Origin of the sequence: Leclercia adecarboxylata (genome assembly GCF_006171285.1) — a bacterium.
GTDB classification, from domain to species: Bacteria; Pseudomonadota; Gammaproteobacteria; order Enterobacterales; family Enterobacteriaceae; genus Enterobacter; species Enterobacter barmai.
This window is the reverse complement of record NZ_CP040889.1, coordinates 752,167-774,645: the sequence shown is the minus strand read 5'-3', so window position 1 is coordinate 774,645 and position 22,479 is coordinate 752,167. Positions and strand designations below refer to the sequence as shown.

The 22,479-nt window shown below is 54.0% G+C and carries 15 protein-coding genes, 1 tRNA gene, 3 rRNA genes and 1 other annotated feature; of the genes, 12 read left to right on the top strand and 7 right to left on the bottom strand.

Annotated elements, in window-relative coordinates:
- The first annotated feature begins 64 nt into the window (after nucleotides 1–64).
- The 3 genes from aroF to FHN83_RS05410 are packed head-to-tail and all read left to right on the top strand — an operon-like array spanning nucleotide 65 to nucleotide 3,200.
- Entirely contained in the window at nucleotides 65–1,135 is a 1,071-nt protein-coding gene (gene aroF / locus FHN83_RS05420) for a 3-deoxy-7-phosphoheptulonate synthase AroF (protein WP_039030100.1), read from the top strand.
- Between the two features lie 10 nt (nucleotides 1,136–1,145).
- Nucleotides 1,146–2,267, top strand: a complete 1,122-nt coding sequence (tyrA, locus tag FHN83_RS05415; protein WP_139563391.1) for a bifunctional chorismate mutase/prephenate dehydrogenase — start codon at nucleotides 1,146–1,148, stop codon at nucleotides 2,265–2,267.
- Between the two features lie 60 nt (nucleotides 2,268–2,327).
- The gene (locus FHN83_RS05410) at nucleotides 2,328–3,200 is read left to right on the top strand and encodes an SMP-30/gluconolactonase/LRE family protein (protein WP_139563390.1); all 873 of its coding nucleotides are present in this window, start codon (nucleotides 2,328–2,330) and stop codon (nucleotides 3,198–3,200) included.
- Here FHN83_RS05410 and pheA read toward each other — a convergent pair.
- The 4 genes from pheA to bamD all read right to left on the bottom strand — a co-directional run bounded on the left by pheA (nucleotide 3,197) and on the right by bamD (nucleotide 5,966).
- Entirely contained in the window at nucleotides 3,197–4,357 is a 1,161-nt protein-coding gene (gene pheA, locus FHN83_RS05405; RefSeq protein WP_139563389.1) for a bifunctional chorismate mutase/prephenate dehydratase, read from the bottom strand. The genes FHN83_RS05410 and pheA overlap by 4 nt on opposite strands.
- A gap of 29 nt (nucleotides 4,358–4,386) precedes the next feature.
- Nucleotides 4,387–4,512 (bottom strand) — a sequence feature (Phe leader region).
- Complete coding sequence (locus FHN83_RS28395) at nucleotides 4,464–4,511, bottom strand: hypothetical protein (protein ID WP_193767862.1); 48 nt, start codon at nucleotides 4,509–4,511, stop codon at nucleotides 4,464–4,466. It overlaps the preceding feature by 48 nt.
- A gap of 103 nt (nucleotides 4,513–4,615) precedes the next feature.
- On the bottom strand, nucleotides 4,616–4,957 hold the full coding sequence (raiA, locus tag FHN83_RS05400) for a ribosome-associated translation inhibitor RaiA (RefSeq protein WP_032613238.1): 342 nt from the start codon (nucleotides 4,955–4,957) through the stop codon (nucleotides 4,616–4,618).
- 271 nt (nucleotides 4,958–5,228) lie between these two features.
- Nucleotides 5,229–5,966, bottom strand: coding sequence for an outer membrane protein assembly factor BamD (gene bamD, locus FHN83_RS05395; RefSeq protein WP_039030104.1), 738 nt, complete (start codon nucleotides 5,964–5,966; stop codon nucleotides 5,229–5,231).
- A 130-nt stretch (nucleotides 5,967–6,096) separates the two neighbouring features.
- Between bamD and rluD the strand changes: the two genes are divergently transcribed.
- The 9 genes from rluD (at nucleotide 6,097) to FHN83_RS05345 (ending at nucleotide 17,960) form a co-directional block, all read left to right on the top strand.
- Nucleotides 6,097–7,077, top strand: a complete 981-nt coding sequence (gene rluD, locus FHN83_RS05385; protein ID WP_039030105.1) for a 23S rRNA pseudouridine(1911/1915/1917) synthase RluD — start codon at nucleotides 6,097–6,099, stop codon at nucleotides 7,075–7,077.
- A complete protein-coding gene (yfiH, locus tag FHN83_RS05380; protein ID WP_139563388.1) occupies nucleotides 7,074–7,805 on the top strand; it encodes a purine nucleoside phosphorylase YfiH in 732 nt (243 codons plus the stop codon). Before rluD ends, yfiH begins: the two co-directional genes overlap by 4 nt.
- A gap of 129 nt (nucleotides 7,806–7,934) precedes the next feature.
- Entirely contained in the window at nucleotides 7,935–10,508 is a 2,574-nt protein-coding gene (clpB, locus tag FHN83_RS05375; RefSeq protein ID WP_039030107.1) for an ATP-dependent chaperone ClpB, read from the top strand.
- A 431-nt stretch (nucleotides 10,509–10,939) separates the two neighbouring features.
- Nucleotides 10,940–12,480, top strand: a 16S ribosomal RNA gene (locus tag FHN83_RS05370).
- Nucleotides 12,481–12,565: 85 nt separating this feature from the next.
- Nucleotides 12,566–12,641, top strand: a tRNA-Glu gene (locus tag FHN83_RS05365).
- Nucleotides 12,642–12,850: 209 nt separating this feature from the next.
- A 23S ribosomal RNA gene (locus FHN83_RS05360) occupies nucleotides 12,851–15,749 on the top strand.
- A 64-nt stretch (nucleotides 15,750–15,813) separates the two neighbouring features.
- Nucleotides 15,814–15,929: ribosomal RNA gene (gene rrf, locus FHN83_RS05355) — 5S ribosomal RNA — on the top strand.
- The 16S, 23S and 5S rRNA genes sit together here with 1 tRNA gene alongside, the layout of an rRNA operon.
- A 114-nt stretch (nucleotides 15,930–16,043) precedes the next feature.
- Complete coding sequence (locus FHN83_RS05350; RefSeq protein WP_039029779.1) at nucleotides 16,044–16,499, top strand: DUF4385 domain-containing protein; 456 nt, start codon at nucleotides 16,044–16,046, stop codon at nucleotides 16,497–16,499.
- A 153-nt stretch (nucleotides 16,500–16,652) separates the two neighbouring features.
- Nucleotides 16,653–17,960 (top strand): MFS transporter, encoded by a 1,308-nt coding sequence (locus FHN83_RS05345; RefSeq protein ID WP_139563387.1) that lies wholly within the window; start codon nucleotides 16,653–16,655, stop codon nucleotides 17,958–17,960.
- On the opposite strand, the gene FHN83_RS05340 is transcribed toward FHN83_RS05345, so the two are convergent.
- The 3 genes from FHN83_RS05340 to FHN83_RS05330 all read right to left on the bottom strand — a co-directional run bounded on the left by FHN83_RS05340 (nucleotide 17,957) and on the right by FHN83_RS05330 (nucleotide 22,453).
- Nucleotides 17,957–18,292 (bottom strand): YfiM family lipoprotein, encoded by a 336-nt coding sequence (locus FHN83_RS05340; protein ID WP_176556470.1) that lies wholly within the window; start codon nucleotides 18,290–18,292, stop codon nucleotides 17,957–17,959. The genes FHN83_RS05345 and FHN83_RS05340 overlap by 4 nt on opposite strands.
- A 31-nt stretch (nucleotides 18,293–18,323) precedes the next feature.
- Complete coding sequence (gene pssA, locus FHN83_RS05335) at nucleotides 18,324–19,679, bottom strand: CDP-diacylglycerol--serine O-phosphatidyltransferase (RefSeq protein ID WP_039029777.1); 1,356 nt, start codon at nucleotides 19,677–19,679, stop codon at nucleotides 18,324–18,326.
- 110 nt (nucleotides 19,680–19,789) lie between these two features.
- Nucleotides 19,790–22,453 (bottom strand): bifunctional acetate--CoA ligase family protein/GNAT family N-acetyltransferase, encoded by a 2,664-nt coding sequence (locus tag FHN83_RS05330; RefSeq protein WP_139563386.1) that lies wholly within the window; start codon nucleotides 22,451–22,453, stop codon nucleotides 19,790–19,792.
- Between the last annotated feature and the right edge of the window lie 26 nt (nucleotides 22,454–22,479).

Below are 22,479 nucleotides of genomic sequence, written 5' to 3'. Positions count from 1 at the left end.
TGGTATCGTTGGGCTTCCTCAGTGAGGAAACAACTATCGCAAACGAGCTTCCAGGATCGCAATCATGCAAAAAGACGCGCTGAATAACGTACACATTACCGATGAACATGTTTTGATCACTCCGGATCAACTGAAGGCGGAATTCCCGCTGAGCGTTGAGCAAGAGGCGCAAATCGCGCACTCACGCCAGACCATTTCCGACATTATTGCCGGGCGCGATCCGCGTCTGCTGGTGGTATGTGGTCCGTGCTCTATTCATGATCCAGAAGCCGCCATCGAATATGCGCATCGTTTTAAAGCCCTGGCCGAGGAGGTCAGCGATAGCCTCTACCTGGTCATGCGCGTCTATTTTGAAAAACCTCGTACCACCGTCGGCTGGAAAGGGTTGATTAACGATCCGCACATGGATGGCTCGTTTGATGTGGAAGCCGGTCTGAAGATTGCGCGTAATCTTCTGGTGGAGCTGGTTAACATGGGGCTGCCGCTGGCAACAGAAGCGCTGGATCCAAACAGCCCGCAGTACCTGGGCGACCTGTTCAGCTGGTCAGCAATCGGTGCGCGTACCACTGAATCGCAGACGCACCGTGAAATGGCCTCGGGCCTCTCTATGCCGGTCGGTTTCAAAAACGGTACCGACGGCAGCCTTGCGACAGCCATTAATGCCATGCGCGCCGCTGCCATGCCGCACCGTTTTGTCGGCATCAACCAGGCAGGCCAGGTTTGCCTGCTGCAGACCCAGGGCAACCCGGATGGGCACGTTATCCTGCGCGGCGGTAAAGCACCAAACTACAGCCCGGCAGACGTTGCTCAGTGTGAAAAAGAGATGGAACAGGCAGGACTGCGCCCGGCGCTGATGGTAGATTGCAGTCATGGTAATTCCAATAAAGATTACCGTCGTCAGCCTGCGGTGGCGGAATCCGTCGTTGCGCAGATTAAAGATGGCAACCGTTCGATTATTGGCCTGATGATTGAAAGCAACATCCATGAAGGCAATCAGTCATCTGAGCAGCCACGCAGCGCCATGCAGCACGGGGTATCCGTGACGGATGCCTGCATCAGCTGGGAAACCACCGATGCGCTGCTGCGTGAGATCCACAAAGATTTGAACGGCCAGCTGGCGACGCGTCTGGCTTAAGAGGTTAGTTATGGTTGCTGAATTGACCGCCCTGCGCGATCAAATTGACGAGGTAGACAAGGCGCTGCTGGATTTGCTGGCACGCCGCATGGCGCTGGTCGCCGAGGTGGGTGAAGTCAAAAGTAAATACGGCTTGCCGATTTACGTGCCGGAGCGTGAAGCCTCCATGCTGGCTTCACGCCGTAAAGAGGCCCAGGCGCTGGGCGTCTCGCCGGATCTGATTGAAGATGTGCTGCGCCGCGTGATGCGTGAGTCGTACTCCAGCGAAAACGACAAGGGATTTAAAACCCTCTGTCCAACGCTGCGCCCGGTGGTCATTGTCGGTGGCGGCGGGCAGATGGGGCGTCTGTTCGAGAAGATGCTGACGCTTTCCGGCTATCAGGTGCGCATCCTTGAAAAAGAGGACTGGCCTCAGGCGGAAGCGATGGTGGCCGATGCCGGTATGGTTATTGTCAGCGTACCGATTCACGTTACTGAAGAGATTATTGCCAGACTGCCACCGCTGCCGGAAGACTGTATTCTGGTCGACCTGGCCTCGGTAAAAAATGGTCCGCTGCAGGCGATGCTGGCCGCGCATAATGGCCCGGTGCTGGGCCTGCACCCGATGTTCGGCCCGGACAGCGGCAGCCTGGCGAAGCAGGTTGTGGTCTACTGCGATGGTCGTCAACCAGAAGCCTACCAGTGGTTCCTGGAGCAGATTCAGGTATGGGGCGCGCGACTGCACCGTATAAGCGCCGTCGAGCACGATCAGAACATGGCCTTCATCCAGGCGCTGCGTCACTTCGCGACCTTCGCGTATGGCCTGCATCTGGCGGAAGAGAACGTGCAGCTTGAGCAACTGCTGTCGCTGTCGTCCCCTATTTATCGCCTTGAACTGGCGATGGTCGGGCGGCTGTTTGCCCAGGATCCACAGTTGTACGCGGATATTATTATGTCCTCGGGCAACAACCTGGCGCTGATTAAACGCTACTACCAGCGTTTTGGCGAGGCGATCACTCTGCTCGAGCAGGGCGATAAGCAGGCCTTTATCGACAGTTTCCGTAAGGTCGAGCACTGGTTTGGCGATTACGCCCAACGCTTCCAGAGCGAAAGCCGCATCCTGCTGCGACAGGCGAATGACAGTCGCCAGTAATCCGATGATGTATATACTGAAAGCCAGCACTGCTGGCTTTTTTCATTTTGGGGATTTGTCATGGCTGAACCACAGGTACTGTTTGACTACACGGGGCATCTACCGGAATGCCCGACCTGGAGCGATGCAGAAAACGCGCTCTACTGGGCGGATATTCTTGAAGGCGAGATCCACCGCTATCATTTGCCGACAGGTGAACACAGCGTTCTATCCTTTCACGAAGAGGTGGGCTGTTTTGCCCTGCGCGAAGGAGGGGGCTTTATTGTCGCCATGCGCAACGCTATCTGGCTGGCGGACAAGCACGGGCTGCTGCAGCGAAAAGTGTGTGATAACCCATCGAACCCACAGCTGGCGCGCTTCAATGACGGGGGAACCGATCACTTTGGCCGCTTCTACGCGGGCACGTTCTGGGCGCCGGGGGATTACAACGGCGCCTTGCTGATGCGCATCGATAATGACCTCACGCCTGAGGTTATCCAGTGTGATATCCACGGTCATAACGGCCTGGCATTCAGCGATGACCGGCGCTGGATGTACACCTCAGACACGCCCAACGCGGTTATCTACCGTACGCCGCTGGATGAGCAGGGCGAACCGGGTAAACGGGAAGTCTTTCGCCGATTCCAGCCGGGAGAGGGGATACCCGACGGCGCAGCGGTGGATGTGGAGGGGTGTTACTGGAGTGCGCTGTTTGACGGCTGGCACATCGCGCGTTTTTCACCGCAGGGCGAGCAGCTGGAAGAGTATCGTTTGCCGGTGCGCTACCCGACGATGGTCTGTTTCGGTGGCGAGGATATGAAGACGCTGTTTATCACCACCACCCGCGAGAATATGGATCCGCAGGAAGTGGCGGAATATCCTCTTTCCGGTGCCATTTTCACCCTGCCCGTCAGCGTGGCAGGGGTGAAAAAGGGGCCGTTTATTACGCGTTAAGCCGGATCGACCGGTACGACGTTTTCGCTCGGATAGCAGCCAAGCACCTTCATTGAACGGGTAATGTCACCCAGTTCGCGCAGGGCTTTCTGCAGGGATGCAGATTCCAGGTTGGCCTGAATATCGAGATAGAACATCTCTTCCCACGGGTTGCCATGGATAGGGCGCGATTCCAGCTTGGTCATAATCAGATTGTGATTACGCAGCACCAGCAGGGCCTCAACCAGCGCACCGGCCTGCTGACCCGTTGCCATCAAGAGGGTAGTTTTCGCCGGCACCTGATCGGAAACGTTGATCGCCTTACGTGCCAGAACGATGAAACGGGTAATGTTCTGCGTCTGGTTGGCCAGGTTACGTTCCAGCACCTGTAATCCATACAACGCGCCGCCCGCTTCGCTGCCCAGTGCGGCCACGGCAGGGGAATTGGCCTGAGCGACCTTTTCCATGGCTGCCGAGGTGCTCTCGGTATATTCAATTTTCCAGCCCGGATAGCGGTTCAGGAACTGGCTACACTGCTGGAAGGGCTGCGGGTGGCTGTAAACCGTTTTGATTTTGTCGAGGTCGGTCGTCCCGGAGACCAGCACGCAGTGGTCGATAGGGATCGTCAGTTCGCCGACCAATGACAGGGTGGTGTGCTGAAGTAAATCGTAAACATCGTTGATCGCCCCGGAGCTGGTGTTTTCAATCGGTACGACAGCGTAGTCCGCCTGGCCGGTTTCCACCTGATTGAAAATATCGGCGAACTTCGCGCAGCCGCTCTCAATAAACTCTTCGAAATGGCGGGCAGCATACTGTCGTGCCGCGAGGTGGGAATAGGAACCTTTTGGCCCCAGGAAGGCAATACGCGCCGAGTGCGGATTGGTTTTGTTCAGATGCTGCTGCAGCAGCGCCTGCTGGGTCAGGACGGAATCTTCGATAATCAGCTGGAACAGGCGGGTGATGTAGTGCGCATCCAGATGGCGCGTTTTGCCAAGATTAATCAGGCGTTCCAGCAGGTCGCGCTCACGGTCGATATCACGTACCGGGCGATGTGATGCCAGCTTTGCTTTACCTACCTCGACGGCAAGCGCACGGCGTTCAGCCAGCAGCGAAAGCAGTTTTTCATCCAGTGAGCTGATCTTATCTCGCAGATCCAGTAACGGGTTTTCCGATGTCATAGCGTTGCCTTTGTCATTTATCGTTATCAATAAAAAAGGCCCCCCGGTGTGGGAGGCCTTATTGTTCGTCTTCGCATTCTTTATCACACGACGAAACGCCTCCCAATCAGGGGAAGGTAAAAAAGAATGCGAAGAAGAACGGCTTAACGGTCATGGATGATTCCTTCAGAAGACAGACTTAAAGTACCTGCACTGTTTTCACCCTGTCAATAAAAAACGCGCCCGAAGGCGCGTTGGCGATAGACTCAATGTAAGGGATTACTCATCTTCAACTTCTTCTGCGAAGCTGGCGTCTTTCACCGATGTTGTGGCGCGACGGGCTTCACCTTTGTGTTGCACTTTATTGAGCTGCCGTTCCAGCTTGTTGATCAAATCGTTGATGGCGGTGTACATATCCTCATGTTTCGCGCTGGCGACCAGATGGCCGTTTGGAGTATTGATAGTTGCGTCAGCGATGAAACCCTGTGGCTCCTTAGAGAGAATGATATGCGGGTTAATCAGGTGTGTTTGCCATTTATCCAGTTTGGCGAGACGGTCTGCGACGTGCTGGCGGATTGCCGGAGTAATTTCCATTTGTTTACTGGTAATGTTCATTGTCATAAATTTTACCTCTTGTCTTTCCCGTCTTGGTGATTCCAGCATACCGTTCCTAATGTCAAAATGTGTGATGTAAATCACATTTTAATGTCACTTTTTGTCAACGGATTCTTTTTGTGAGGCAGGACAGGAAGAAGTAAGATTTACCTTGTCGAAGGAAGAAATTGCGGCCATAGTTGATAGGATTGGTGCGGGCTAAACCGCTTCAGCTTAGTACGAAAACGGATAAAAAAACGGCAGCCACTGGGCTGCCGTTTTGCATCTTACTGAATGATCAGGAGCTGCTGCTGTTGGCGGCAATAATCTTCGCCACTTTTTCAGCCTGAGATGTCATCTGCAGCTCACGATAGGCATTTTCCATCAGCTTCAGGCCATCACGTGTTGCCTGGGTATCCGGATAATCACGCAGCATGCCTTCAACACGGTTCACGACGGCAACGTATGCGCCACGACGGGTATAGTATTCCGCCACAGAATATTCGTATTTCGCCAGACGGTCTTTCAGGAACACCAGACGCTTGCTGGCATCCGTTACGTACTGACTGTTCGGGTAGCCGCGAACCAGCTTGGAGAAGTCATTGAACGCATCGCGCGCATGCTGAGGGTCACGGTCGGAACGATCGACGCCGAAGAAGCCCTGTAGCGCACTGTCGTCCAGCGCCATGTTGGTCAGGCCGCGCATGTACATCACGTAGTCGATATTCGGATGGGTCGGATTCAGACGCATGAAGCGATCAATCGTCGCCTGGGCCAGTGGCAGATCGGCATTTTTATAGTAGGCGTAGATCAGATCCAACTGTACCTGCTGGGAATACGGGCCAAATGGATAGCGATTATCCAGCGCTTCCAGTTGCGTTATCGCCTGTTTCCAGTTACCGTCCTGCAGCTTTTGCTGAGCAGTCGCATAGATTTCATTCGGCGGATTGTCAGGGACCTGTTCATTCGAACCGGAGCAGCCTACCAAAGCCAGGCTCAACGTGGCCGCTGCCACCAGATATTTCATGCGCGTCATGACGTTTTGACTTTCCTCAAATGTTTGTCCGGGAGAATCTCTTTCCTGCTCCCGATTAAGACCAGCTACAATAGCACACTATATTAAACGGCAAAGCCGTAAAACCCAACGTTAAACGAAGAAGCAGTCTATGGCACAACGAGTAGAACTCACCGCAACAGTCTCCGAAAAACAGCTCGGACAACGCTTAGATCAGGCTTTGGCCGAAATGTTCCCTGATTATTCGCGTTCACGCATAAAAGAATGGATCCTTGACCAGCGCGTGATGGTAAATGGCAAGATCTGGGACAAGCCAAAAGAGAAAGTGTTGGGTGGGGAAGTGGTCGCCATCAATGCTGATATCGAAGAAGAAGTCCGTTTTGAGCCGCAGGATATCCCGCTGAATATCGTCTACGAAGACGACGACATCCTGGTCATCAATAAGCCGCGCGATTTTGTTGTACACCCTGGCGCAGGTAATCCTGATGGCACGGTGCTGAATGCGCTGCTGCACTACTATCCGCCGATCGCCGATGTACCGCGTGCGGGGATCGTTCACCGTCTGGATAAAGACACCACCGGCCTGATGGTCGTGGCGAAGACCATTCCGGCGCAAACGCGTCTGGTGGAGTCCCTGCAGCTGCGTGAAATCACCCGCGAGTACGAAGCGGTGGCCATTGGTCACATGACCTCGGGCGGGACGGTTGAGCAGCCTATCAGCCGCCATCCGACCAAGCGTACCCATATGTCTGTCCACCCAATGGGTAAACCGGCAGTGACGCACTACCGCATCATGGAGCATTTCCGCATTCATACGCGCCTGCGTCTGCGTCTGGAAACGGGCCGTACTCACCAGATCCGTGTTCATATGTCGCATATCACCCATCCGCTGGTGGGCGATCAGCTTTATGGTGGCCGTCCGCGTCCGCCGAAAGGCGCATCCGAAGAATTTATCGCCATGCTGCGTAAATTCGACCGTCAGGCTCTGCATGCCACCATGCTACGTCTCTATCATCCCATCACCGGTATCGAGATGGAGTGGCACGCGCCTATCCCACAGGATATGGTGGAACTTATCGACGCTATGCGTGCCGATTTTGAAGAACATAAGGATGACGTGGACTGGTTATGACCAAACTGATTGTCCCGGAGTGGCCCGCGCCAGAGGGCGTGGCAGCATGTAGTTCAACCCGTATCGGGGGCGTGAGTGAGGGGGCCTGGGAATCATTAAACCTGGGCGCTCACTGTGGCGATAATCTCAAGCATGTTGAAGAGAATCGCAAACGCATGTTTGCTGCGGGCCAGTTGCCGTCGAAACCGGTCTGGCTTGAACAGGTGCATGGTACCGCTGTGCTCCGGCTCAGCGGAGAACCCTACGCTTCGAAACGTGCTGATGCCTCGTACAGCAATACTCCGGGTACAGTTTGTGCCGTCATGACCGCCGACTGCCTGCCGGTGCTCTTCTGCAACCGTGCGGGCACCGAAGTTGCCGCAGCCCATGCTGGCTGGCGCGGATTGTGCGCTGGCGTACTGGAAGAGACTGTCGCCTGCTTCGCTGACAGTGCGGATAACATCATCGCCTGGCTTGGCCCGGCCATTGGGCCACAAGCCTTTGAGGTGGGCCCGGAAGTGCGCGAGGCCTTTATGGCGCACGACCCGCGGGCGGAAAATGCTTTTTGCGCGGCGGGAGATAAATACATGGCGGATATTTATCAGCTTGCCCGCCAGCGCCTGACGAACCTTGGTATCAGCCAGATCTATGGCGGCGATCGCTGCACTTTCACCGAAAAGGATGATTTCTTTTCCTATCGTCGCGACAAGACGACCGGGCGTATGGCAAGTTTCATTTGGCTGATATAACCTATAGAATCAAGGCGATCCGGCACGCGCCGTTTTCTTTTCGCATAATTCAGGTCATTCACCTTGAATAATTGAGGGATGACCTCATTTAATCTCCAGTAGCAATTTTGACCTGTTATGGGAGGAGTTATGCGTCTGGATCGTCTTACTAATAAATTCCAGCTTGCTCTCGCCGATGCCCAGTCTCTCGCACTGGGGCACGACAATCAATTTATCGAACCACTTCATTTAATGAGCGCCTTGCTGAATCAGGAAGGGGGCTCGGTACGTCCTTTACTGACATCTGCCGGAGTTAATGCGGGGCAGTTACGCACAGCCATCGATCAGGCTCTGAGCCGTTTACCGCAGGTAGAGGGCACAGGCGGAGATATACAACCGTCTCAGGATCTGGTTCGCGTACTGAATCTTTGCGACAAACTGGCGCAAAAACGCGGCGACAACTTTATTTCATCAGAACTCTTTGTTCTGGCGGCGCTTGAATCACGTGGCACCTTGACCGACCTGCTGAAAACGGCGGGTGCAACCACCGCCAACGTGACCCAGGCGATTGCACAGATGCGCGGAGGTGAGAGCGTGAACGATCAGGGTGCCGAAGACCAGCGTCAGGCATTGAAGAAATATACCGTCGACCTGACTGAGCGTGCCGAACAGGGCAAGCTTGACCCGGTCATCGGGCGTGATGAAGAGATCCGCCGTACGATTCAGGTCCTGCAGCGCCGTACCAAAAATAACCCGGTGCTTATTGGTGAACCGGGCGTCGGTAAAACCGCCATTGTCGAAGGGCTGGCCCAGCGTATCGTCAACGGTGAAGTCCCCGAAGGTTTGAAAGGCCGCCGTGTACTCGCGCTGGATATGGGCGCGCTGGTGGCAGGTGCTAAATATCGGGGTGAGTTTGAAGAACGCTTGAAAGGCGTCCTCAACGATCTGGCGAAACAGGAAGGCAACGTCATCCTGTTCATCGATGAACTGCACACGATGGTTGGGGCAGGTAAAGCCGACGGCGCTATGGATGCCGGGAACATGCTGAAGCCGGCGCTCGCACGTGGTGAACTGCACTGCGTCGGGGCCACCACGCTTGATGAATATCGTCAGTACATCGAAAAGGATGCCGCTCTTGAACGTCGCTTCCAGAAAGTGTTTGTGGCTGAGCCTTCAGTGGAAGATACCATCGCCATTCTGCGTGGTCTAAAAGAGCGCTATGAGCTGCACCACCATGTGCAGATCACCGACCCGGCCATCGTGGCGGCTGCAACTTTGTCGCATCGTTATATTGCCGATCGACAGCTGCCTGACAAAGCGATCGACCTGATCGATGAAGCAGCTTCCAGTATTCGTATGCAGATTGACTCCAAGCCGGAAGAGCTGGACCGACTCGATCGCCGTATCATCCAGCTGAAGCTTGAACAACAGGCGCTGAAGAAAGAGTCTGATGAAGCGAGTAAAAAGCGCCTGGATATGCTTAATGAAGAGCTGGACGATAAAGAGCGCCAGTATTCAGTGTTAGAAGAAGAGTGGAAAGCCGAAAAAGCCTCCCTCTCCGGTACCCAGACCATTAAAGCCGAGCTGGAGCAGGCAAAGATCGCCATCGAGCAGGCACGTCGCGTGGGCGACCTGGCGCAAATGTCTGAGTTGCAGTACGGCAAAATTCCGGAACTGGAAAAACAGCTGGCGGCGGCGACTCAGGCCGAAGGTAAAACCATGCGTCTGTTACGCAATAAAGTGACGGATGCGGAAATCGCTGAAGTACTTGCACGCTGGACCGGGATCCCGGTAGCCAGAATGATGGAGAGCGAGCGCGACAAATTACTGCGCATGGAGGAAGACCTTCATCATCGCGTGATTGGTCAGGATGAAGCGGTTGAAGCAGTATCAAACGCTATTCGCCGTAGCCGCGCTGGTTTGTCGGATCCTAACCGTCCGATTGGCTCCTTCCTGTTCCTGGGGCCGACCGGTGTGGGTAAAACGGAACTCTGTAAGGCGCTGGCGAACTTTATGTTCGACAGTGATGATGCGATGGTGCGTATCGACATGTCCGAGTTTATGGAAAAACACTCCGTGTCGCGTCTCGTGGGTGCACCTCCAGGATATGTCGGTTATGAAGAAGGCGGGTATCTGACAGAAGCGGTTCGCCGTCGCCCGTACTCCGTCATCCTGCTGGACGAAGTTGAAAAGGCCCATCCGGATGTTTTCAACATTCTGCTGCAGGTGCTGGATGATGGTCGCCTGACGGACGGGCAGGGCAGAACGGTCGATTTCCGTAACACAGTGGTTATTATGACCTCGAACCTGGGTTCCGATCTGATTCAGGAACGCTTCGGTGAACTGGATTACGGTCATATGAAGGATCTGGTGCTGGGTGTGGTAAGCCACAGCTTCCGTCCTGAGTTCATCAACCGTATCGATGAAGTCGTGGTCTTCCATCCGCTGGGTGAAAAACACATTGCTTCTATTGCTCGTATTCAGCTGCAGCGTTTGTATAAACGTCTGGAAGAGCGTGGATATGAAATGCAGATTGCGGATGATGCGCTGCAACTGCTGAGTGCGAATGGGTACGATCCTGTTTACGGGGCGCGTCCTTTAAAACGCGCCATCCAGCAGCAGATAGAAAACCCGCTGGCGCAGCAAATTCTTTCAGGGAAGCTGCTTCCGGGCAAAACCATTCAACTGGTGAAGAAAGACGACCAGATTGTGGCAGTGCAGTAAGTCACAAAACGACAAAAACGAGCCCTGCGGGGCTCGTTTTTGTTTAAAAACCAGGCAAGAATAGCAATCCGGAAACGGATTTGCCTGGAAAGTGAGCGGTTAGAAAATAATTTTCACTTTACACTTGCAAGCCAGGAATAACTGCCTATAATGCGCCTCCACTGACACGGAACAACGGCAAACAAGCCGCCGGGTTAGCAGAGAAAAGCGTGAAACAAACGCTTGACTCTGAAGCGGGAAAGCGTAATATGCACACCCCGCGCCGCAGCGAAAAAGCGAAGCGGCACTGCTCTTTAACAATTTATCAGACAATCTGTGTGGGCACTCAAAGTGACATGGATTCTTAATGTCGAAAGACAATAAATGAATACCAAGTCTCTGAGTGAACATACGTAATTCATTACGAAGTTTAATTCACGAGCATCAAACTTAAATTGAAGAGTTTGATCATGGCTCAGATTGAACGCTGGCGGCAGGCCTAACACATGCAAGTCGAACGGTAGCACAGAGAGCTTGCTCTTCGGGTGACGAGTGGCGGACGGGTGAGTAATGTCTGGGAAACTGCCTGATGGAGGGGGATAACTACTGGAAACGGTAGCTAATACCGCATAACGTCGCAAGACCAAAGAGGGGGACCTTCGGGCCTCTTGCCATCAGATGTGCCCAGATGGGATTAGCTAGTAGGTGGGGTAACGGCTCACCTAGGCGACGATCCCTAGCTGGTCTGAGAGGATGACCAGCCACACTGGAACTGAGACACGGTCCAGACTCCTACGGGAGGCAGCAGTGGGGAATATTGCACAATGGGCGCAAGCCTGATGCAGCCATGCCGCGTGTATGAAGAAGGCCTTCGGGTTGTAAAGTACTTTCAGCGAGGAGGAAGGCGGTGAGGTTAATAACCTCATCGATTGACGTTACTCGCAGAAGAAGCACCGGCTAACTCCGTGCCAGCAGCCGCGGTAATACGGAGGGTGCAAGCGTTAATCGGAATTACTGGGCGTAAAGCGCACGCAGGCGGTCTGTCAAGTCGGATGTGAAATCCCCGGGCTCAACCTGGGAACTGCATTCGAAACTGGCAGGCTAGAGTCTTGTAGAGGGGGGTAGAATTCCAGGTGTAGCGGTGAAATGCGTAGAGATCTGGAGGAATACCGGTGGCGAAGGCGGCCCCCTGGACAAAGACTGACGCTCAGGTGCGAAAGCGTGGGGAGCAAACAGGATTAGATACCCTGGTAGTCCACGCCGTAAACGATGTCGACTTGGAGGTTGTGCCCTTGAGGCGTGGCTTCCGGAGCTAACGCGTTAAGTCGACCGCCTGGGGAGTACGGCCGCAAGGTTAAAACTCAAATGAATTGACGGGGGCCCGCACAAGCGGTGGAGCATGTGGTTTAATTCGATGCAACGCGAAGAACCTTACCTACTCTTGACATCCAGAGAACTTTCCAGAGATGGATTGGTGCCTTCGGGAACTCTGAGACAGGTGCTGCATGGCTGTCGTCAGCTCGTGTTGTGAAATGTTGGGTTAAGTCCCGCAACGAGCGCAACCCTTATCCTTTGTTGCCAGCGGTCCGGCCGGGAACTCAAAGGAGACTGCCAGTGATAAACTGGAGGAAGGTGGGGATGACGTCAAGTCATCATGGCCCTTACGAGTAGGGCTACACACGTGCTACAATGGCGCATACAAAGAGAAGCGACCTCGCGAGAGCAAGCGGACCTCATAAAGTGCGTCGTAGTCCGGATTGGAGTCTGCAACTCGACTCCATGAAGTCGGAATCGCTAGTAATCGTAGATCAGAATGCTACGGTGAATACGTTCCCGGGCCTTGTACACACCGCCCGTCACACCATGGGAGTGGGTTGCAAAAGAAGTAGGTAGCTTAACCTTCGGGAGGGCGCTTACCACTTTGTGATTCATGACTGGGGTGAAGTCGTAACAAGGTAACCGTAGGGGAACCTGCGGTTGGATCACCTCCTTACCTTAAAGAACCTGCCTTTGCAGTGCTCACACAGATTGTCTGATGAAAAGTAAATAGCAAGGCGTCTTGCGATTGAGACTTCAGTGTCCCCTTCGTCTAGAGGCCCAGGACTCCGCCCTTTCACGGCGGCAACAGGGGTTCGAATCCCCTAGGGGACGCCACTTGCTGGGTGTGAGTGAAAGGCACAACCAATCAGTATCTCAAAACTGACTTCAGAGTCACGTTTGAGATATTTGCTCTTTAAAAATCTGGATCAAGCTGAAAATTGAAACGACACACTGTGTCTGTTCTCCGTAACAGGAACAGATGGAAAGTGTGTTCGAGTCTCTCAAATTTTCACAACGCGAAGTGAAACAGCTTCGGGTTGTGAGGTTAAGCGACTAAGCGTACACGGTGGATGCCCTGGCAGTCAGAGGCGATGAAGGACGTGCTAATCTGCGAAAAGCGCCGGCGAGGTGATATGAACCTTTGACCCGGCGATGTCCGAATGGGGAAACCCAGTGTGTTCCGACACACTATCGTTAACTGAATACATAGGTTAACGAGGCGAACCGGGGGAACTGAAACATCTAAGTACCCCGAGGAAAAGAAATCAACCGAGATTCCCCCAGTAGCGGCGAGCGAACGGGGAGCAGCCCGGAGTCTGAATCAGCTTGTGTGTTAGTGGAACGGTCTGGAAAGTCCGACGGTACAGGGTGATAGTCCCGTACATGAAAGCACACTTGCTGTGAACTCGAAGAGTAGGGCGGGACACGTGGTATCCTGTCTGAATATGGGGGGACCATCCTCCAAGGCTAAATACTCCTGACTGACCGATAGTGAACCAGTACCGTGAGGGAAAGGCGAAAAGAACCCCGGCGAGGGAGTGAAAAAGAACCTGAAACCGTGTACGTACAAGCAGTGGGAGCACCCTTGTGGTGTGACTGCGTACCTTTTGTATAATGGGTCAGCGACTTATATTCTGTAGCAAGGTTAACCGTATAGGGGAGCCGAAGGGAAACCGAGTCTTAACTGGGCGTTAAGTTGCAGGGTATAGACCCGAAACCCGGTGATCTAGCCATGGGCAGGTTGAAGGTTGGGTAACACTAACTGGAGGACCGAACCGACTAATGTTGAAAAATTAGCGGATGACTTGTGGCTGGGGGTGAAAGGCCAATCAAACCGGGAGATAGCTGGTTCTCCCCGAAAGCTATTTAGGTAGCGCCTCGTGAACTCATCTCCGGGGGTAGAGCACTGTTTCGGCTAGGGGGCCATCCCGGCTTACCAACCCGATGCAAACTGCGAATACCGGAGAATGTTATCACGGGAGACACACGGCGGGTGCTAACGTCCGTCGTGAAGAGGGAAACAACCCAGACCGCCAGCTAAGGTCCCAAAGTCATGGTTAAGTGGGAAACGATGTGGGAAGGCACAGACAGCCGGATGTTGGCTTAGAAGCAGCCATCATTTAAAGAAAGCGTAATAGCTCACTGGTCGAGTCGGCCTGCGCGGAAGATGTAACGGGGCTAAACCATGCACCGAAGCTGCGGCAGCGACACTATGTGTTGTTGGGTAGGGGAGCGTTCTGTAAGCCGTTGAAGGTGTGCTGTGAGGCATGCTGGAGGTATCAGAAGTGCGAATGCTGACATAAGTAACGATAAAGCGGGTGAAAAGCCCGCTCGCCGGAAGACCAAGGGTTCCTGTCCAACGTTAATCGGGGCAGGGTGAGTCGACCCCTAAGGCGAGGCCGAAAGGCGTAGTCGATGGGAAACAGGTTAATATTCCTGTACTCGGTGTTACTGCGAAGGGGGGACGGAGAAGGCTATGTTGGCCGGGCGACGGTTGTCCCGGTTTAAGCATGTAGGCGGAGGTTCCAGGTAAATCCGGTACCTTGTTAACGCTGAGGTGTGATGACGAGGCACTACGGTGCTGAAGCAACAAATGCCCTGCTTCGGAAAAGCCTCTAAGCATCAGGTAACATCAAATCGTACCCCAAACCGACACAGGTGGTCAGGTAGAGAATACCAAGGCGCTTGAGAGAACTCGGGTGAAGGAACTAGGCAAAATGGTGCCGTAACTTCGGGAGAAGGCACGCTGATATGTAGGTGAAGCCCCTGCGGGTGGAGCTGAAATCAGTCGAAGATACCAGCTGGCTGCAACTGTTTATTAAAAACACAGCACTGTGCAAACACGAAAGTGGACGTATACGGTGTGACGCCTGCCCGGTGCCGGAAGGTTAATTGATGGGGTTATCCGTAAGGAGAAGCTCTTGATCGAAGCCCCGGTAAACGGCGGCCGTAACTATAACGGTCCTAAGGTAGCGAAATTCCTTGTCGGGTAAGTTCCGACCTGCACGAATGGCGTAATGATGGCCAGGCTGTCTCCACCCGAGACTCAGTGAAATTGAAATCGCTGTGAAGATGCAGTGTACCCGCGGCAAGACGGAAAGACCCCGTGAACCTTTACTATAGCTTGACACTGAACACTGGTCCTTGATGTGTAGGATAGGTGGGAGGCTTTGAAGCGTGGACGCCAGTCTGCGTGGAGCCATCCTTGAAATACCACCCTTTAATGGCTGGTGTTCTAACGTGGACCCGTAATCCGGGTTGCGGACAGTGTCTGGTGGGTAGTTTGACTGGGGCGGTCTCCTCCTAAAGAGTAACGGAGGAGCACGAAGGTTAGCTAATCCTGGTCGGACATCAGGAGGTTAGTGCAATGGCATAAGCTAGCTTGACTGCGAGTGACGGCTCGAGCAGGTGCGAAAGCAGGTCATAGTGATCCGGTGGTTCTGTATGGAAGGGCCATCGCTCAACGGATAAAAGGTACTCCGGGGATAACAGGCTGATACCGCCCAAGAGTTCATATCGACGGCGGTGTTTGGCACCTCGATGTCGGCTCATCACATCCTGGGGCTGAAGTAGGTCCCAAGGGTATGGCTGTTCGCCATTTAAAGTGGTACGCGAGCTGGGTTTAGAACGTCGTGAGACAGTTCGGTCCCTATCTGCCGTGGGCGCTGGAGAATTGAGGGGGGCTGCTCCTAGTACGAGAGGACCGGAGTGGACGCATCACTGGTGTTCGGGTTGTCATGCCAATGGCACTGCCCGGTAGCTAAATGCGGAAGAGATAAGTGCTGAAAGCATCTAAGCACGAAACTTGCCCCGAGATGAGTTCTCCCTGACCCTTCAAGGGTCCTGAAGGAACGTTAAAGACGATGACGTTGATAGGCCGGGTGTGTAAGCGCAGCGATGCGTTGAGCTAACCGGTACTAATGAACCGTGAGGCTTAACCTTACAACGCCGAAGCTGTTTCGGTAGGTTTGAGACGATTTTCAGCTGGTACAGATTACAGAATTTGCCTGGCGGCTGTAGCGCGGTGGTCCCACCTGACCCCATGCCGAACTCAGAAGTGAAACGCCGTAGCGCCGATGGTAGTGTGGGGCCTCCCCATGCGAGAGTAGGGAACTGCCAGGCATCAAACAAGCCAAGAGCCCGTCCGCAAGGACGGGCTTTTTGCGTTTGTGCGCGCAGGCAAACTCAACAATCTCTGGCTAAAATAATAAGATACGCACCGTCAGCGAGGTTATTTTGCCGAACCCACCATTTAACTACCAACAAGATTTCGCCAGTACAAACTTTCGTGACCACCCTGAGCTCTACCAGGTAGGGCGGGGAGAGCAGGGCGTTCTGCTGGTTGAACCTTACAAAAGTGAAATCCTGCCCCACTGGCGATACAAAAATGCTGAGGTTGCGACAAAATCTGCGCAGGAAATTTACGCGCTTTTTGAGCAGTACCGCCAGCAAGACGATTTCGTTGGTATGGATATGGCCAGAAAATTTATCCAGATGGGGTATACCCGCGCCAGACGCTACGCCAACCATAAAGGCGGAAAAAAGTACGATGATGAACGCAATGTTCGTCCCTTAGATCACGATCCTGTTAAAGCCGAAGCGGCAAAAGTGTTCAAAGGATGGTGGGATAAAATTCGTGCTGATGAAGATTATTTACAGAGAAAACAAGCGCATCAAAAAAAGTGGGGATGATGTTATGGCCTCCGGTATTGCCCGTTTTATGATGCGTCTCACAAAATCAAATGAAACATAATAGAAACATTTTTTTTTACCTAACGTTAAATTTTAAATCTGGTTTTACTGGAATGGGTGCAATGGCCCGCAATGTAAGACAGGGGATTTAAAATGACAGAAACCGTAGCAAGTACAGATACGGATAGTAATAAAAGTGCAGACGGCGATACTCGCCGCAGGATTTGGGCAATCGTCGGCGCCTCTTCAGGCAATCTGGTTGAGTGGTTCGATTTTTACGTTTACTCGTTTTGCTCGCTCTATTTTGCCCATATCTTCTTCCCATCAGGCAACACCACTACCCAATTGCTGCAAACCGCAGGGGTTTTCGCGGCAGGCTTTCTGATGCGTCCGATTGGCGGCTGGCTGTTTGGCCGAATTGCCGATCGAAAAGGGCGAAAAACCTCCATGCTGATCTCCGTCTGCATGATGTGTTTTGGCTCACTGGTGATCGCCTGTCTGCCCGGCTATGAAACTATCGGCACATGGGCACCCGCATTACTGCTGTTGGCGCGTTTGTTCCAGGGGCTCTCCGTCGGGGGAGAATATGGTACAAGCGCGACATATATGAGTGAAGTCGCAGTGGAAGGGCGTAAAGGTTTTTATGCCTCCTTCCAGTACGTGACGCTGATAGGTGGCCAGTTGTTGGCTATCCTTGCCGTGGTGATCCTGCAACAGGTATTGAGTGATGAAGATCTCCGTGCCTGGGGATGGCGTATTCCCTTCGCGCTCGGCGCCGTGCTTGCTGTTGTGGCACTGTGGTTACGCCGTCAGCTGGAAGAAACGTCGCGAAAAGAGGTGAGGACGTTAAAAGAGGCGGGCTCATTTAAAGGTCTATGGCGTAACCGAAAGGCCTTTTTGATGGTGCTCGGCTTTACGGCTGGCGGCTCGCTCACCTTCTATACCTTCACCACCTATATGCAGAAGTATCTGGTCAACACCACAGGTATGCATGCGAACGTGGCGAGTATGGTTATGACGGTAGCGCTTTTTGTCTTTATGCTTATTCAGCCCATTATTGGCGCGCTGTCGGATAAGATTGGCCGTCGTAGCTCAATGCTGATTTTCGGCGGCTTGTCGGCGTTATGCACCGTGCCCATTCTGACCGCTCTCCAGCATGTTTCATCTCCTTATGCCGCTTTTGCCCTGGTGATGGTCGCGCTGATTATTGCCAGTTTTTACACCTCTATCAGCGGTATTCTTAAGGCTGAGATGTTTCCGGCTCAGGTGCGTGCCCTGGGTGTTGGGTTGTCGTATGCGGTGGCTAACGCACTCTTTGGCGGCTCGGCGGAATATGTCGCCCTGTCATTAAAATCGATGGGGAGTGAGACGATCTTTTTCTGGTACGTCACGCTAATGGGAGCGCTGGCCTTTATTGTCTCTTTGATGCTGCACCGAAAAGGCAAAGGTGTTCGTCTTTAGTGCTCGGCCAGTTGCCAGACGGCATAGCCGGTCGACGCACCGGCTATGTCCCACGCAAAATCTTTCCAGCTCCAGCCGCTCCCCTCCGGGCGGCTGTCCCAGAGCTCTTTTGATGCTCCCAGACTAACCGAAAACATCAGGCCGTAGGCAGCGCTCCGGTCGCGGCTATACCCCTGACGTTGGGCATATTCATTTCCCGCAGCCGATAGCATCGCCGAGGCTAAAAAGTGTTGCGCCTTGTCCTGACCAGACCAGCTATCCTGAGCCATATGGCTGCATCCGCACAGAACCAGACAGCCTGTTAACAGGAAATAACGCACAACGACCTCCATAAAAAAGCCCCGTCAATGACAGGGCTGAAAATTACAGGATGCGGCTAATCAACCGGTCGATTCGAATACGACGTAAACGGCGAATAAGCTTACGTACTTTCACCGGATAGTCAGCAATACTTTGCAGATCGCGATAATGATTAACCACCGTGGTGTGGGTGCGGATCAGTTCCAGCTCACGCTCGCGCGAAGCGGCCAGCTCCTGGCGTGGATCGTGGATCAAAATGGCATTTTCGAGATCCAGGCGCCAGGCACGTGGATTGAGGTTGTTACCGGTCAGCAGCATCCACTCATCGTCAACCCACATCCCTTTCAGGTGATAGCTGTTGTCTTCATCTTTCCACAGACGCACAACCAGCTGATCGGTATTCACATAATACTGCAGGCGGCTCAGGAAGCGGCGCAGGTTGATCTCATACAGATAAGGCAGGGCGCCGATGATCTTAAACGGCTGATCTTCCGGGATGAAGAAATCGTTCGCGGTTTTGTCGCCAACGATAATTTCCACTTTCTTACCGTCGCGTAACAGCTGAATGATATTACGCACCAGCACGGCCGGCAGGTTGAAGTAAGGTGTGCAGATGGTCAGCTTATGCTCGGTGCATGGCATAAGATGGAAGATGGTTTTATTCAGCAGGCTGGATTTGCCCAGGCCCACCAGCGGGGTCACCGCAAGCTGTTCATTATCCGCATCACCCTGGAAATGGAACATGGCATCGCGCAGTTCCTGACGGAAAAGACGGATGTCGTTTTTGATCTCCGGGCTTTTTGGTCGGTTCGGATCGTCAAGACGATTTACGCCGCGGCCGTGTACCAGATTCTGATCCACCCACTCAAACATGACGTCAGCCATGCGGGCATTGCGCACCAGGTGATAACGATCGTAACGGTATTTATCCAGCTGATGCAGGTAGACATCGTTCAGGCTCGCGCCGCTATACAGCACGCTGTCATCGATGATAAAGCCTTTGAAGTGGAGGACGCCAAGGGCTTCGCGGGTGTTAACCGGTACGCCATACACCGGCACGTCTACGCCCGGGTTTTCCTGCGCCATGCGACAGTACCAGTCGGCATTGGTGTTGGCCGCAGCCGCGCCAATACGACCGCGCTGGGCGCGATGCCAGTCGACAAGAATGCGGACATCCAGTTCAGGACGCTGACGTTTGGCCTCGTAAACGGCGCGTAAAATCGCGCTGCCGCCCTCATCCTGTTCAAGGTATAGAGCAATAATGCAAATACGATGCGTTGCGCTGGCAATTTTTTCCAGTAGCGTCTCCCGAAAATCGGCGGGAGCATAAAAGAACTCTACATCATCAACTGACTGAGAAATCTTCGGTAGTTGAGCAAGGTGTTGTTGATGTTTATTACGCTTAAATTTTGACAACATCACAGTGCGTTTCTTCTCTGTTCATTGAAGGATTATATGTACTATGCAGACAACAGAAGCGGGCAATCATACCACCAGTGCCGTTTAAAGTGGTCAACATTTCCAGTACCTTACTCTTGTTTACCTGCTGGCATCAGCTGCAGGGTCAACCCGACGATCCCATCTTCAAGCTGAATATCAACCGCAAAGCCCAGTTTTCGCGCCAGGGCGATCATGCCGCGGTTGTTAGGCATTGTAATGCCGTTGAGGCGGATGAGTCCGTGATCGCGCGTATAGCCAATCAGCTTTTCGAGTAACCGTCTTCCCAGCCCGAGACCTTTCAGATCGGAGCGGACAAGCACCGCAAATTCCGCATCAACGTTATCCGGATCGGAGATGGCACGTGTAACGCCGAGGATCTCATCGCCCTCATCAGTGCGCCGGACGGCAACAAAAGCCATTTCCCGATCGTAGTCGATCTGCGTCATATTGGCTAAATCTTCATGGGTAAATTCATTGATTTCGCTAAAGTAGCGGTAGTACAAATCTTCTTTGGTGACCTGAGCGATAAAGCGCTGAAGCTGCGGTTCATCTTCCGGGAGAATAGGGCGGAACAGCGACAGCTCGCCATTTTTCATCTCTACCCACTCTTCCAGCTGATGCGGATAAGGTCGGATAGCAAGCCGGCTTTCGCGATCGCCGGTATAGGCCGCTACATCCATTGTGACATCCAGCGCCGTCAGTTCGCTGCCTGATACCAGTAAAGGGTGAATGTCCAGACGCTGGATCTCCGGGCTATCGACAATCAGGTTCGATACCTGCACCAGAAACTGGCTCAGGGCGGCGATATCCAGTGGTCGTAAGGCGCTGCGCCCGCGGATCTTTTTACTCTTGATGGCCTGGATCACCAGATAGCGCGCCAGGTTCATGTTCAGCGGCGGCAGGGCAACAACCGCCTGCTCTTCAGGACGCCACTCCACGCCCCCTTCGCCCAGCATGATCAGCGGCCCGAAAACCGGATCGTGCTCCACGACTACCCGCAACTCCTGCGCGCCCGCACGGTTGGCCATGCTTTGCACCAGCAGGCCGTGGATCCGCGCCTGAGGCCAGGTCATTTTGACGCGATCGATGATGGCGTCCGCCGCCTGCTGAACTTCCGCCGCGGTACGCAGATACAACATCACCCCCTGGACTTCAGACTTGTGCGGGATATCAGGTGAACGCAGTTTCAGGGCAACCGGATAACCGATTTGCTCGGCAATATGCACCGCTTCCGCACTGTCGCTGGCAATCCAGGTAGGCAGGGTATGCAGGCCATAGGCGGTGAGGATCGGCTGTACTTCATGGGTATCCAGCGAACGCGCGCCATCATCAATGGCACGTTGTAACAGGTCATGGGCATGACCCGTGTCGGCCGTCAGATTCCCCGGCAGGGCTGGCGTCTCCCGGAGCTGTTTCTGATTACGCCGGTATTCCACCATATGCATAAACGCGGTGATGGTGCCTTCCGGGGTACGGTAGGTGGGCAGTCCCGCCTCGCTGAAAAGACGTCGCGCCTCCTGGGACGAGAATTCGCCGCACCAGTTGGTCAGAAGCGAAACGTATTTTCCACGCGGATGCTTTTTCACGATATCAATCAGCGCACGGGCGCTTTCGCTACCCGGTGCCACGGCGCTAGGAGAGTGAATGACCATCAGGGCATCAAAATCCTGGCTATCCAGCAGAATATTCAGGGCGCTGAGATAGCGCTCGCTGCTGGCATCGTCGCGTAAGTCGAGCGGATTACCGGGTTCCACGCCGGGCGGCAACGCCTCACGCAGGCGCTGCAGGGTCTCTTCGCTGAGCGTAGCCAGTTTCCCGTTTCGCAGCCAGAGTTCGTCCAGCGCCAGCGCTGCCGGTGCGGCACCGTTGCTGATGATCATCAGCCGTTCACCCCGAAGCGGACGCATATGGCTGAGCGTTTCGACTGCAGAAAAGAGTTCGTGGGTATCCTGAACGCGCAGCAGGCCGGCGCGCTGGATAGCGGCGTCCCATGCCGGATCCATCCCGGAGTGGGAGTGCAACAGACGCTGGGCGGCAGGGCTGCGTCCGCTTTTGATCACCAGAATCGGTTTGTTGCGTGATGCGCTGCGGGCCGCGGAGACAAAGCGCCGTGCGTCGCTGAGATGTTCAAGATAGAGCAGGATTGCGCTGGTTTTGGTGTCCCGCGCCAGAAAATCCAGCAGCTCATCCACGTCAATATCCAGGCCATCGCCCAGCGCGATGAAGTAAGAAAAGCCCATCTCGCGCTGCTGCGCCCAGTCGAGGATGGTATTAGAGACCGCAGCCGACTGGGAAATGAAGGCCAGTTTGCCTTTACGTATTGGAACGGGAGAGAAGCTGGCATTCAGCCCCTGCCACGGTGCCAGCAGGCCCAGACTGTTTGGCCCCAGAAGCCGCATCTGATATCGCGTAGCGCAGGCCAACAGCTCCGCCTGCTGCTCTGGGGGCGAAGAGAGAATAATGCAGGTTTTACAGCCCTTTTTCCCCAGCGCTTCGAGCATCGCAATATTGCGTCTGGCATGGGTACAGAGCACCGCAAGATCGGGGATGAAGGGCAGGCTGTCCACGTCCGGCCAGGCAAGCACCCCCAGTACCGCTTTATACGCGGGAGTTACCGGCAGTATCGGGCCATTAAAGCCGCCAGCGAGCAGGTTACGCATCATCAGATAACCGGCGCGCTCGGGTTTCATCGACGCGCCAATTACGGCGATGGATTTAGGGCGGAGTAAGGCTTCTAGCCCGCGCTGGCTCATACAGGTCTCCTGAAAGGGCGAGTGAC